The 12,676-nt window shown below is 71.2% G+C and carries 7 protein-coding genes and 1 pseudogene; 4 read left to right on the forward strand and 4 right to left on the reverse strand.

Features of this window, described 5'->3' with window-relative positions; translation table 11 throughout:
- Window positions 1–7: 7 nt before the first annotated feature.
- On the reverse strand, window positions 8–3,061 hold the full coding sequence (locus J421_RS22775; RefSeq protein WP_025413488.1) for a SusC/RagA family TonB-linked outer membrane protein: 3,054 nt from the start codon (window positions 3,059–3,061) through the stop codon (window positions 8–10).
- A gap of 402 nt (window positions 3,062–3,463) precedes the next feature.
- Between J421_RS22775 and J421_RS22780 the strand changes: the two genes are divergently transcribed.
- Both J421_RS22780 and J421_RS34800 read left to right on the forward strand, forming a co-directional pair.
- Window positions 3,464–4,486, forward strand: a complete 1,023-nt coding sequence (locus J421_RS22780) for a LacI family DNA-binding transcriptional regulator (RefSeq protein ID WP_104022970.1) — start codon at window positions 3,464–3,466, stop codon at window positions 4,484–4,486.
- A gap of 85 nt (window positions 4,487–4,571) precedes the next feature.
- Window positions 4,572–6,800: a glucuronyl esterase domain-containing protein gene (locus J421_RS34800; protein WP_025413489.1), complete on the forward strand. Its 2,229-nt coding sequence runs from the start codon at window positions 4,572–4,574 to the stop codon at window positions 6,798–6,800.
- Between the two features lie 179 nt (window positions 6,801–6,979).
- Here J421_RS34800 and J421_RS22790 read toward each other — a convergent pair whose 3' ends face one another.
- Both J421_RS22790 and J421_RS22795 read right to left on the reverse strand, forming a co-directional pair.
- Complete coding sequence (locus J421_RS22790; RefSeq protein ID WP_025413490.1) at window positions 6,980–8,128, reverse strand: 3-keto-disaccharide hydrolase; 1,149 nt, start codon at window positions 8,126–8,128, stop codon at window positions 6,980–6,982.
- A gap of 118 nt (window positions 8,129–8,246) precedes the next feature.
- Window positions 8,247–9,872 (reverse strand): Gfo/Idh/MocA family protein, encoded by a 1,626-nt coding sequence (locus tag J421_RS22795; RefSeq protein WP_025413491.1) that lies wholly within the window; start codon window positions 9,870–9,872, stop codon window positions 8,247–8,249.
- A gap of 468 nt (window positions 9,873–10,340) precedes the next feature.
- Between J421_RS22795 and J421_RS34700 the strand changes: the two are divergent.
- Window positions 10,341–10,742, forward strand: a pseudogene (locus J421_RS34700) (alpha/beta hydrolase); the annotation flags it as partial.
- A 101-nt stretch (window positions 10,743–10,843) separates the two neighbouring features.
- Window positions 10,844–11,185 carry an alpha/beta hydrolase gene (locus tag J421_RS34705; protein ID WP_025413492.1) on the forward strand — a complete coding sequence of 114 codons (342 nt, stop codon included), beginning with the start codon at window positions 10,844–10,846 and terminating at the stop codon, window positions 11,183–11,185.
- A gap of 8 nt (window positions 11,186–11,193) precedes the next feature.
- Here J421_RS34705 and J421_RS22805 read toward each other — a convergent pair whose 3' ends face one another.
- Complete coding sequence (locus J421_RS22805) at window positions 11,194–12,636, reverse strand: M24 family metallopeptidase (RefSeq protein WP_025413493.1); 1,443 nt, start codon at window positions 12,634–12,636, stop codon at window positions 11,194–11,196.
- Between the last annotated feature and the right edge of the window lie 40 nt (window positions 12,637–12,676).

The following is a 12,676-nucleotide window of genomic DNA, read 5'->3' on the forward strand; positions in this document are numbered from 1 at the left end:
GGCGGGATCAGAAGGTGACGTCGATGCCGGCGAGCAGCGAGCGGAACGCCGGGCCACCGACGTCGGGCTGCGAGGACTGGCTGTTGCCGTTGCCGGCGCTGAAGCCCGCCTCGGGATCCCACCCCTTGTACTTCGTGAAGATGAACGGGTCCTGCGCACGCACGTACAGCCGCGCGCGGCTCGCGCTGATGCGCTGCGCGAGCGTCTTGCCGAGCGTGTAGCCGAGCGTGATGTCGCGGACGCGCACGAACGAGCCGTCGACGTAGTTGCGCGAGCCGGCGTACGAGCCGAGACCGTTGGTGCTCGGCCGCGGATCGGTGCCGGACTGGTTCTCCGGCGTCCAGTAGTTCGTCGAGATGTTGTTGAAGCGACCGGCGAGACCGTTGTAGGCGGCCTGGAAGCTGTCGTTGATGTCGTAGCCGACGCGGGCGGCCGCGAGCACCGACAGGTCGAGCGCGCCGAACTTGAAGCGGTTGTTGAGGCTCCCCTGCCAGCGCGGGTTGTTGTAGTGCCGGCCGATGATGGTTCGGTCGTCCGCCGTGATCTTCCCGTCGCCGTTCAGGTCCGCGACGCGGATGCTCCCGGGCGTGCACCCGCACGACGTGCGGGCGAGCGCCGAGTCGGCGATCTGCCAGAGGCCGATGTACTTGTAGTCGAAGTAGACGTTGATCGGCTGGCCGACGTAGCGGTTGCTGCCGACGTCCGCCGTGAGCCCGCTCTGAAGACTGACGATCCGGTTCCTGTTGACCGAGATGTTGAAGTCGGTCGACCACTCGAGGCCGTGCCCCGGCTCGATGTTCTGCGTGGTCAGCGCGAACTCGAGCCCGAGGTTCTTCGTCGCGCCGACGTTCTGCAGCACCGACGTGTAGCCCGACGAGTACGGAAGCGCGCGCGGGAGGAGCAGGTCGTGCGTGTTCTCGCGGTACGCGTCGACGCTGCCGGCGATACGCTGCTGGAAGAAGCCGAAGTCCACGCCGAGGTTGAACTTGTCGGTCGTCTCCCAGCGCAGGTCCGGGTTCGGGATGGCCCCCGGCTGGAAGCCGACGAGATAGTTGCCGCCGCTCGCGTACCACGTCCGGCCCAGCAGGCCGAGCGTCTGGTAGGCACCGATGGCGCTGTTACCGACCCGGCCGTAGCTGAGGCGCAGCTTCAGGTCGGAGAGGCCCGGCACGTTCTGCATGAACGGCTCGTCGCCGATCTGCCAGCCTAACGACGCGGCCGGGAAGAACGCGAACTTGTGCCCCTCGGCGAGCACGCTGGAGCCGTCGTACCGGCCCGTGGCCGAGAACGTGTAGCGGTCGAGCAGCGTGTAGTTGACGCGCCCCATCCACGACTGGAGCGCCGTCTTCGTGTACGACCCGTTCAGCGTCGGCGTCGAGCCCGTGCCGAGGCTGTACCAGAGCTGGTTGTCGAACGGCAGCGCGAGCGCCGCGGCGCTGTCGAAGACCGTCCGGAAGCTCGCGATCTCGTACAGCGCCGTGGCCTGCACGTGGTGCTTGTCACCGCGGAACGTGCGGTCGAAGTCGAGGAAGTTGCTCAGCGTGTAGTTCGTGTTCTGCGTGCGCCGGTCCGTGGCGTCCGGGGCGCCCTGGCCGCGCTTCGCGCGCGTGTAGATGCCCTGCAGCGCGCCGTCGGACTGGTTGGTGTACTGCGGCCCGAAGTTCGTGTGGAAGCGGAGCCCGTTGAGCAGCTCGAACGAGCCGGTGAGCGTGCCGAGCAGGTTGGTCCGGTCGATCTGGTGGATGTAGCTCTGCGCGTTCATCACCGGATTCACGAGGAGCCCGTCCTCGGTCGGCAGGAACACGTAGGCGCCGGTGGAGTCCCGCACGCGACCGAGGGGCGGATTGAAGAGCGCCTCGTCCCACATGATCGCGCCGAGGCCGGCGTCGCGGTGGTTCTTCGCGGCCTGCACACCGAGCTGCAGGTTCAGCCGCTTGTGGTTGTGGTCGACGTTGAACGAGAACGTGCGGGCGTTGTAGTCCTGCGTGATGGCGATGCCGGTCTGGTTCAGGTACCCGAAGCCGGCGCGGAAGCGCGTCTCCGCGTTGCCGCCGGCGAAGCCGAGCTGCGTGTTGCCGAGCGACCCGGTGCGCAGCAGCTCCTGCTGCCAGTCCGTGTTCACGCCGGCCGCGAGGTTCGCGCGCATGGTCGGGTCGAGCGCGAACACGTCGCACGGCGCCGGGTTGGTCATGTAGTTCGCGCACGCCTGCGCCGCGGCCGCAACGCTGCCGTTGCGGTACGCCTCGCGGCGGAAGTTCGCGAACTCCTGGGCACCCATCATCGGCACCTCGCGGCGGATCTTGGACGCGCCGTAGGTGGAGTTGAGCGTGAACTCCGTGATGCCGTTGGTGCCGCCCTTCTTCGTCGTGATCATGATGACGCCGTTCGCGCCGCGGCTGCCGTAGACGGCGGCGGCGGAGGCGTCCTTCAGGACCTCGATCCGGTCGATGCTGTTCTGGTCGATGTCGCGCAGGTCGCCGGTGATCGGCACCCCGTCGACGACGTACAGCGGGTTGTTGCTCGCCGAGATCGAGCGGGTGCCGCGGATCCGGATGGCGGCGGCCGCGCCGGGCTCGAAGCTGCTCGACGTGATGTCGACGCCGGGGATGCGCCCCTTGATGGCGTCGAGCGGGTTGGCGCTGACGACCTGGTGGAGGTCCTCGGCCTTCAGCGACGAGACCGCGCCGGTGACCTCGCGGCGGCTCTGTGTGCCGTAGCCGACGGTGACGATCCCCTGGAGCTGCACGGCCTGCGAGGTGAGCCCGAAGTTCAGCGTCGCCGTCTGGCCGGCGGTGATGGTCACCGGCAGCGTGAGCGGGGCGTAGCCGATGAGGCGGGCCTGCACCTGGCGGGGGCCGGCCGGCACGGCGTTCAGGGAGTACCGCCCGGCGGCGTCCGTGGTCGTCCCGAGGACGGGATTGGTCCCGACGACGATCACCGTCGCGTTCGGGAGCCCTCGCCCCTCGATCGACACCGTTCCAGTAAGGCGTCCCGCCGTTTGCGCTTGCGCCGTGCCGGCGAAGCAGAGCGCGACGACCGCGGTGAGCACCCAGCGTTGCATCAGAAGACCTCCGAGACGGGATGGGGATTCGTACGGCCGTTGGACATTTCCGCGAGTCGTGCCTGCCCGCGTGCGGAACGGTCGGCGCACGCGGCAGCGGTGGAGCGGGCTCGTTCGGCGGGCGATCCGACGGACGTCACGCCGGTCTGGACGGGTCGAGCGAGTCGAAACAATATTGGAACGTTCCTGGAACGTTCCATTTGGCGGCCAAAATGTGGGGCATTCCGCGCGCTGTCAACGGGATTCGTCGCTGCCTCGCACAATGCAGCCGACCCCCGGCCGGTGCGGCGCGTCACAACGAACGCCCGCGGTCGACGTCGCCGAGGTAACGCACGCGGCTGTCCACGCCGTGGACCGCGCGCTATCGTCTCCGGCGACCCGTCGGCCATCCATCCGGATCTCATGACGCCCACCACGAACGCTCGCCCGACCATCATCGACGTCGCCGCGCGCGCCGGCGTCTCGAAGTCGCTCGTGTCGCTCGTCATGCGCGGCGAGCGCACGGTGAGCGACGAGAAGCGCGCCCTCGTCCTCGCCGCCGCCGCCGAGCTCGGCTATCGCCCGAACGCCGTCGCCCGGAGCCTCGTTCGCCGGCGCACGAACCTGTTCGGCGTCATTCTCTCCGACCTCCACAACCCGTTCTTCGCCGAGGTCATCGACGGCGTCCAGGAGGCCGCCGGCGCCGAGGGCTACCGCACGATCATCAGCACCGTCAATCTCAGCCCCGCCGCCGAGCAGCGCGCCCTCGACACGCTCCTCGAGCTGCGCGTGGACGGGCTGATCCTCGCGAGCCCCATGTTCGGGGTGCAGAGCATCGCCGCCGCCAGCCGCGAGCTCCCCATGGTCCTCGTCGCCCGCCGGTCCGACGTCCCGCGCGTCGACTCGGTGACGAACGACGACCCGACCGGCGCCCGTCTCGTCATGGAGCACCTCGCCAATCTCGGGCACCGCCGCATCGCGCACATCGACGGCGGCCGCGGCGCCGGCGCCGCCGAGCGCCGCGAGGGCTACGAGCGCAGCATGGCCGAGCGCGGGCTCGCCGAGTTCGTGCACGTCGTGCCCGGCAGCTACACCGAGGAGGGCGGACGCCACGGCGTGGAGGCGCTGCTCGCCGCCGGTGGCCCCCGCCCCACCGCGATCTTCGTCGCGAACGACCTCGCGGCACTCGGCGCCCTCGCCGTGCTCGCCGAGCGCGGCATCCGCGTCCCGCAGGACGTGTCGATCGTCGGCTACGACAACACGTCGCTCGCCGCGCTGCGCCACATCAACCTCACCACCGTGGACCAGCCGCGCCCCGACATGGGACGCGAGGCCGTCGCCCTGCTGCTCGAGCGCCTCGCCGGCCGCCGCGAGGCCGCCCGCCACGTGCTGGTCACGCCCACGCTCGTCGTCCGGGGGACGACCGCGCCGCCCAACGAGGGCTGAGCGCGGCGCGTCGGGAGATCCCGGCGCGCTCAACGCACGATCGGTTTGGAACGTTCCCGTACGAACCCCGTCTCATGGAGACGCCGTGAAGCCGCTCCTCTCGCTCGTCCTCGCGCTCGCGGCGACGACCCCCGCCGCGCAGCCGCCCGCCATCGACCGCCAGGCCCTCGAGCAGGACCATCGGAACATGATGGACCAGCTCGGGATCCGACGGCTCCGGCCCGGCCCGAGCGGCAACGAGCAGGCGCCGAACCACGCGAACTACGACACGGCGCTCGCGAACCCGTTCCCGAAGCTCCCCGACGTCCTCACGCTGAGGAACGGGCGCAAGGTCACGACGCCCGCGCTCTGGGCGAAGCGGCGCGCCGAGATCGTCGACGACTTCGAGCGCGAGGTGTACGGGCGCATCCCGAAGAACGTGCCGAAGGTCACGTGGTCGGTCGCGGAGACCGACACCGGGACCGTCGGCGGACGACGGGTCGTCGGCCGGCAGCTCCTCGCGCACGTCGACAACTCCGCCTACCCGGCGATCACCGTCGACTTCCCGGTGACGCTCGTGCTGCCGGCGGACGCGAAAGGGCCCGTGCCCGTGATGATCATGTTCCGCGGCGGATCGCTGGCGCAGGTGCTCGGGACTCGGGACTCGGGACTCGGGACTCGGGGGGGACGAGTCCCGAGTCCCGAGTCCCGAGTCCCGAGCGCCGACGCGCCGCCCACCGAGCAACTCGTCGTCGACGGCTGGGGCTTCGCGTTCGTGAACCCGAACACCATCCAGGCCGACAACGGCGCCGGGCTCACGCGGGGCATCATCGGCCTCGTGAACAAGGGACAGCCGCGCAAGCCGGACGACTGGGGCGCGCTGCGCGCGTGGGCGTGGGGCGCGTCGCGCACGCTCGACTACCTCGAGACCGACCGCGCGGTGAACGCGAAGCAGGTCAGCGTCGAGGGCGTGTCGCGCTACGGCAAGGCGGCGCTCGTGACGATGGCGTTCGACCCGCGCTTCGCCGCGGTGCTCATCGGCTCGTCGGGCAAGGGGGGCGCGACGCTGCACCGCCGCAACTGGGGCGAGGCGGTCGAGAGCCTGACGGGCTCCGGCGAGTACCACTGGATGGCGGGCAACTACCTGAAGTACGGCGCCGACTCGGCCGCGTTCGGGCACGGCGACCCGAGCCAGCTCTCCGTCGACTCGCACGAGCTGCTCGCGCTGTGCGCGCCGCGCCTCACGTTCGTCAGCTACGGCGTCCCCGAGAAGGGCGACGCGAAGTGGCTCGACCACCAGGGAAGCTTCATGGCGGCGATCGCCGCGCAGCCGGTGTTCCGACTGTTGGGCGCGAAGGACCTCGGCCGCTCCGACGACTACACGACGGAGCGGATGCCGCCGGTGAACGTCGGCCTGCTCGACGGCCAGCTCGCGTGGCGCCAGCACGATGGCGGCCACACGGACGCCCCGAACGTGAAGTACTTCCTGAGCTGGGCGGACCGCTTCTACGGGCGCTCGTACACGCCCGCGCCGCCGGTTCGGGACTCGGGACTCGGGACGCGGGACTCGTCCGCCCCGAGTCCCCAGTCCCGAGTCCCGAGTCCCGCGATTCAGCCGTGGCCCGCCGACCGCCCGCGCGCCCGCACGGACTCGAACTCGATGATCGCGCACCGGCAGCTGCTCGCCAAGCGCACGCAGGGGAAGATCGACGTCTACTACGAGGGTGACTCGATCACGCGGCGGTGGGGCGCCACCGACTACCCGCAGTTCCTCGAGAACTGGAAGCAGAACTTCTTCGGCTGGAACGCGGCCGACTTCGGGTGGGGGGCCGACCGCATCGAGAACATGCTGTGGCGGATCGACGAGGGAGAGCTCGACGGCGTGAACCCGAAGGTGATCGTGCTGCTCGCCGGCACGAACAACCTCCCGGGCCCGGGAACCGAGGACGAGAAGGTCGCCGACATCACGCGCGGGCTGCGCGCGCTCGTCGGCCGCTTCCGGCAGAAGGCGCCCGGCGCCACGGTGGTGCTCACGGGCATCACTCCGCGCACCGGATCACCGGAGATGGCGCACGCGATCGTGCGCATCAACGAGAACCTCGCGCGCATGGCCGACGGCCGGACCATCCGTTACGTGAACGTGAACGACAAGCTCGGCGACGCCGACGGCAAGCCGCTCGACGGGATGACCATGGACGGCCTGCATCCCACGGTGAAGGGCTACCAGATCTGGGCCGACGCGCTGAAGCCGATCCTGCGCGAGATCCTCGGCCCGCCGAAGGCGACGGACCAGGCGCCGCCGCCGACCGGCGATCCGAGCGCGAAGAAGCCGTGACGCTCGCTCGTCGGGTGCGCTCTCAGGGCTCCACGTACGAGTTCGTATGGGACTGAAGAAGGACTGAAGGAGGACTGAAGAAGGAAACACCAACGAGAAGCGTTGGTCCTTTCTTCAGTCCTCCTTCAGTCCTTCTTCAGTCCAACGAACACTCGTACGTGGAGTCCAGCCAGGCGTTGTCACTCGCGCCGCACAGCGGCTGGCGCGTTCGAGTCTGCCTCGCGGACCGACGTCACCCGGCCTTGCGCGTCGCGCGTCAGCACGAGCTCCCCGGTGCGCACGGTGAGCCACAACCGGTCGGGCGCGGTGGGGATGGCGCGCACGGCAGGCGTGCTGCCGCCGAAGCCGCCGGTCGACACCCAGATCTCGCTCCCCTTCACGATAATGGTGTAGGTGGGCGACGCGGGCCGGTTCGCGGCGTTCGCCGGCGCGGGCGCGTTCGCCGCGCGCTCGCGATAGAACTCGCCCGCCGTGCCGTTCAGCAGCGCGGCCGAGAGCGCGACGGCGTTAGGCACGTAGCCCGCCGGCGGCTCCGGCCGCGGCTCGATGCGCCGCACCCAGATGTTGCGGAAGCGGATCGCCTGCCCGTGGTCCTGGATGGTGAGCGGCAGCTCGTCGGCGTGCTGCACGTAGCCCGACGGCGGGATCGGCGACGTGGGCCCGGTGATGATCTCGTTGTTCTGTACCAGCACACCGTTCTGCACCACGGTCACGCGCGCCGGCTCCTGCAGCGTGCCGTCGGCCCGGAATCGCGGACGCCGGAAGTAGATGTCGTACGTCTGCCACTGCCCGGGTGGACGGCTCGCGTTCGCCAGCGGCGGATACTGCCCGTAGATCGCGCCCACCGTGCCGTCGGCATACGTGTCGGTGCGACCGTACGAGTCGAGCACCTGGACCTCGTACTGACCCATGAGGATCATCCCGCTGTTGCCGCGGTTCTGCCCCGTGAGCTGCGGCGGGTCGGGCTCCGCCCACTCGGCGTGCAGCTGCACGTCGCCGAACGCTTCCTTCGTGCGGATGGAGCCCGTGCGCGGCACGACCTCCACGTAGCCGTTCTCCACCTTCCAGCGCGGCGCAACCGTCGAGTCGCCGCGGCCGCCGACGAACGCGGAGAGATCGCGGCCGTCGAACAGCACCGTCGCGTCGGACGGCGGCGCGCCCGGCGTGCTCGCCGGCGTCACGGGCTTCGCGTGTGGTCGATTCAGCTCGTGCTGCCGCCAGGCGGACGGATAGGCCGGCTGCTGCGCGTCGGCCGCACTCGACAGGAGCAATGCGGCGATCGCAGGGACGACGACGCGCAGACGGGCGGAGCGTGGGCGAAACGTCATGGAGTGGGTGCGAGTCGAGGTGGTTCTTGCAGGCGACGGATGCGACAGGATCCCGGTGCTCTTCGCTTCGACAGGATGAACGGCGACGGCTCCTCTCGGGCCTGTCGAAGGAGCAGGCTCACAGCGTCCACCCCGCGCGGTACTCGCGCTGCAGGTACTGGTTCGCGTCGTCGCGGTTGGTGACGCGCATGTTCGCCGCGTCGTACGCGATCTTCACCCCCTGCCCCGTGCGCAGCGCGACGATGCCGAGCAGCATGGTCTCGGTGAGCCGCGACGCGTACGCGAGGTCGCTGCTCGGCTCCGCCTTGCCCATGATCGCGTTCGCCCAGTTGATCTCGTGCGACACGGTGATGCGCTTCACCGAATGGGGGATCTTCGCGGCCTGCTCCGTGAGGCTCGCCGGGTAGAGCCGCGGATTGTTGCCGTACGTCGCGTAGAGGATGATCCCCTTCGTGCCGACGAAGTAGCCGCCACCGCTGCGATCGAGCACGACGTCGTCGGGCAGATGCTCGGGGCGCGGCGGCATCAGCCCGCCGTCGTACCAGCTCATCTTCACCGGCGGCATCTTGCCGCGCGCCGCGAACTCGTAGTGCACGGTCATCGCCTGCGGGTACGTCGCCGGGCTCGCGTCGACGTCGAGCCCGAACGGCGACGACGTGGCCTCGATGCTCGTCGGCAGGTCGAGGTCGAGCGCCCAGAACGGCTGGTCGACGAGGTGCGCTCCCATGTCGCCGAGCGCGCCCATGCCCCAGTCGGTCCAGCCGCGCCAGTTGAACGGGTGGTAGATGGGATGGTACGGCACCATCGGCGACGGGCCGATGAACAGATCCCAGTTCAGCCCCGGCGGCGGCGCGGTGAGCCCGGACGCCATGAGCGTGGCGAACGTGCGCTGCATGTCGCGCGCGGTCCAGTCGATCGCCGGCGCGCCGCCCGGCGCGGTCGGCCCGTTAGGCGTTCCGTTAGGCCCGCCGCCCGCCGCCGCACGCACGCCGCCGTCGCCGCCCGCGGTCACCGGCCCGCGCGGCGGCGTGTACAGCGCCTCGGTCGTCGGGCGCGGGATCCCCTGCGGCCAGATGGGGCGGTTCGTCCAGATGTGGACCTCGCGCACCGGCCCGATGAGCCCCGCGCGGATCCACTCCACCATCTGCCGCGTGCCGTCGAACGAGTGCCCCTGGTTGCCCATCTGCGTCACGACGCCGGTGCGCTTCGCCGTCGCGGCGAGCGCGCGCGCCTCGGCCACCGACCAGGTGAGCGGCTTCTGCACGTACACCGCCTTGCCCGCCTGCATCGCGGCGATCGCCTGCACCGCGTGCCCGTGGTCCGGCGTGGCGATGACGACGCCGTCGATCCCCTTCTCCTTCTCGAGCATCACGCGGAAGTCGGCGTAGCGCGTGGCCTTCGCGTACTGGTCGGCGAGCTGCGCGCCGACGTTCGCCTGCTGCGGGTTCGGCGCGTTAGGCGCGTTGGGGCGGGGGCGCGTGGAATTCGCGACCTGCCGGTCCACGAAGCCGTAGTCGACGTCGACGAGCACCGCGACGTTCTGGCCGCCGGCGACGAGCGCGCGGGCATTCGACATCCCCTGCCCGCCGGCGCCGACGATCGCCACGTTCACACGGTCGCTCGGCGCGACGTAGCCCGGGCCGCCGAGCACGTGGCGTGGCACGATGGTGAAGGCGAACGCGCCGCTCGCCACCGTGCCGACGGTGCCGAGGAACGAGCGCCGACTGACGTCGTTGTTGTCCATGTGCGTGCCCCGCGCGGTTGGGAGATGTAGGCGTAACTCGGGCTGCGAGCCCAATCTGACCCCGGGGCCTCGTGCCACAAGAGCGCCCGTTGCGGCCGTTGCGGCCGCGCGCGCCGGGGCCGAACGTAGGGCATGCGATCCCTGTCCCTCGCCGCCTGCGCCGGGCTCCTCGCCCTCTCCGCCGCGCGGCTCGCCGCGCCGCTCGCCGCGCAGTCCGGCGACGACGGCCGCCCCGCGGCGACGAACGTGCGCGGCGCACGCTACCCGCGCGTCGGCGCCGACCGCGCGGTGACGTTCCGCCTGCGCGCGCCTAACGCGAGGACCGTGCAGCTCGTGCCTGGCGGCCCCGGGCTCGCCGCGGCGCCGCTCCCCATGACGCGCGTCGACGACAGCGTGTGGACGGTGACGACGCCCCCCGCGGTGCCGGGGTTCCACTACTACTGGTTCCTCGTCGACGGCACGATGACGATGGATCCCGCGAGCGAGACGTTCTTCGGCTACGGTCGGCCGACGAGCGGCGTCGAGGTGCCATCGCCGGACGAGGACTTCTACGATGTGAAGGACGTGCCGCACGGCGAGGTGCGCGCGCGCTGGTACCGCTCGCGGGTGACCGGCGCATGGCGGCGCGCGTACGTGTACACGCCGCCCGGCTACGACGCCGATCGCGCGACGCGCTACCCGGTGCTGTATCTGCAGCACGGCGCGGGCGAGGACGAGCGCGGATGGAGCGCGCAGGGACGCGCGGGGTTCATCCTCGACAACCTCATCGCCGCGGGGCGCGCGCGGCCGATGCTCGTCGTCATGGACCAGGGCTACGCCGCGCGACCCGGCGACGGCGCGCCGCAGCCGGTGATCGCCGGCGCCGGCTCGGCGTTCGAGGAGGTCGTGCTGCGCGACCTGGTGCCGACGATCGACGCGGCGTACCGCACGATCGCGCGGCGCGACGCGCGCGCGCGCTCGCCGGGCTGTCGATGGGCGGCGGGCAGGCGCTGCAGATCGGGCTCACGCACCTCGACACGTTCGCCTGGATCGGCGCGTTCAGCGGCGCCGGCGTCGGGCGGACGCCGCCCGCGCAGGCATACGGCGGCGCGCTCGCGAACGCGACGACGTTCAACGACCGCGCGCGCCTGCTCTACTTCGGCGCCGGCACCGAGGAGACGCAGTTCCACCAGGGCGCGGTCGCCTTCCACGCGGCGCTCGACAGCCTCGGCGTGCGCTCGGTGTTCGTCGCGTCGCCGGGCACGGCGCACGAGTGGCAGACGTGGCGCCGCGCGCTGCACGACTTCGCGCCGCGCCTGTTCCGCGCGCCGTAGGCGACGCCTCAGCGTCGCGGCGCGCGCGGGCGCGGCCGCGCGGGTGCGGCGCGATCGCTCAGTCCCGGCTCGGCCATCACCCGCTCGATGTCGGCGATCTCCACGGGCACGTCGGCCGACAGGTTCTCCACGCCGCGCTCGGTGACGAGCAGCATGTCCTCGAGTCGCAGGCCGAGGTGCTCCTCGGGGATCTGCATCGCCGGCTCGATGGTGAAGATCTGTCCCGGCTCGAGCGTGCGTGTGGGATACGCCACGTCGTGCACCTCCATGCCGATCGTGTGGCCGAGGCTCGGGATCGGTCGGCGGAAGCCGTCGACGAAGCGCCGGGCGGCGTCGCGGATGCGCGCGTCCGTGAACGGGAAGCGGGCGAGGATGCTGTCCATCTTCGGCACCGCCGCGGCGGCGACGTCGGCCGCCGTCACGTGCGGCCTTATCGACGAGAGCAGCGCGCGGTAGAGCGCGAGGTACGCGCCGTAGAACTCGCGCTGGCGCGGCGTGAAGCGGCCGCTCGCCGGGAAGACGCGCGTCACGTCCGACACGTAGTAGTCGTAGTCCGGCGCGTAGTCGAACTGTACGAGGTCACCGTCGGCGAGGCGCGCGGTGTTGCGATGGTAGTGCGAGTAGAACGTGTTCGGCCCGGTGGCGACGAGCGCGAAGTACGCGGCGCCGTACGCGCCGTGCTTCTTGAACACGAACTCGGCGTCCGCCTGCAGCTCGTACTCCGTCATGCCGGGGCGCGCGTCGCGCATCGCCTCCACGATGGCGAGGCCGGTGATGCGCGTGGCCTCGCGGATGACGGCGATCTCGCGCGGCGACTTCGTGCCGCGCAGCGTGTCGAGCATCGGGTCGAGGTCGCGCAGCTCCGACCGCGGCGCGGCGGCCTGCAGCTTCGCGCGGAACGCCTCCTCGCGCGACGGCCGGCCGTCCCACGGGTCGTCGTGGGTGACGCGGGCGAGATGCACGACGTCGTACGTCGACGCGCTGCCGAGCACCTCGGGGCGGAACGGCGTGTAGATCGTGCGCCCGTCGCTCGCGACGCGAGCGATCGCGTCGGCGAACGCGGCGCGATCGAGCACGCTGTCGATGCCGGTGGCGCGGGCGGCGGAGTCGCCGGGGTAGAGCATGGGCCCGAGCATGCGGGCGATGCGCCGGTCGTCGCGCGGGCGGAGGAACAGCGTGGTGCGCCGCGTGCGGCCGTCGAGCAGCAGCAGCGCCTGCGGCTCGACGACGCCGGAGAGGTAGTAGAACTGGTTCCCCTGCCGCAGTGGCTGCTCGCCGGGCCGGTCGGTGGTGCCGGCGAGCACCGCGACGGCGTCGCCGATGCGCTGGAAGACCGCGGCGCGCCGGGCCGCGAACTCCTCCGGAGGGAAGACGCCGTCGACGACCGGCTGGGCGGCGGCGCGGCCGGCGACCGCCAGGAGCGCGGTGAGGAGCAGACGGAACCGGAGCATGGATCCTCGCGAAGGCTCGCGCATGGACGAATATTGGATA

This window comes from Gemmatirosa kalamazoonensis (assembly GCF_000522985.1).
Taxonomy (GTDB): Bacteria; Gemmatimonadota; Gemmatimonadetes; order Gemmatimonadales; family Gemmatimonadaceae; genus Gemmatirosa; species Gemmatirosa kalamazoonensis.

Bases quoted from the DNA above. Each gene is read 5' to 3' on its own strand.
- J421_RS22775 (WP_025413488.1), bottom strand. From the start codon at position 3,061: ATGCAACGCTGGGTGCTCACCGCGGTCGTCGCGCTCTGCTTCGCCGGC.
- J421_RS22790 (WP_025413490.1), bottom strand. From the start codon at position 8,128: ATGACGTTTCGCCCACGCTCCGCCCGTCTGCGCGTCGTCGTCCCTGCG.
- J421_RS22780 (WP_104022970.1), top strand. From the start codon at position 3,464: ATGACGCCCACCACGAACGCTCGCCCGACCATCATCGACGTCGCCGCG.
- J421_RS34705 (WP_025413492.1), top strand. From the start codon at position 10,844: ATGGGCGGCGGGCAGGCGCTGCAGATCGGGCTCACGCACCTCGACACG.
- J421_RS22795 (WP_025413491.1), bottom strand. From the start codon at position 9,872: ATGGACAACAACGACGTCAGTCGGCGCTCGTTCCTCGGCACCGTCGGC.
- J421_RS22805 (WP_025413493.1), bottom strand. From the start codon at position 12,636: ATGCTCCGGTTCCGTCTGCTCCTCACCGCGCTCCTGGCGGTCGCCGGC.